The sequence below is a fragment of the Caulobacter sp. 602-1 genome, from assembly GCF_003931565.1.
Lineage (GTDB): Bacteria > Pseudomonadota > Alphaproteobacteria > Caulobacterales > Caulobacteraceae > Caulobacter.
In genome coordinates, this window is record NZ_RRYI01000087.1 from 1 (window position 1) to 310 (window position 310).

1 pseudogene is annotated in these 310 nt (G+C 69.7%); it reads left to right on the top strand.

The features are described from left to right. Nucleotides 1–310, top strand: a pseudogene (locus EIK80_RS25360) (TonB-dependent receptor); the annotation flags it as partial.

The window sequence follows — 310 nt, forward strand, 5'->3', positions numbered from 1 at the left end:
CGACGTCGACGATGTCGGCCTGTTCTCGCAGGAGATCCGCTGGGCCAGCCCGAAGTGGGAGGGCGGCGACCTGGTGGCCGGCGTCTATTTCGCCGACGAGGACGCCAAGCGCCAGCTGCGCACGCGCGGCTTGGCCGCCGCCACTGGCATTGCCGCCTCAGACGTCCTGACGGACCAGGCGGTGAAAACCAGGAGCTACGCCGCCTTCGTCGACGGCACGGTCCACCTGCCAGCCACCTTCGTCCTGACCCTGGGCGCGCGCTACACCCACGACGAGAAGACCGCCGACCTCGTCCGCACCGACTTCGTC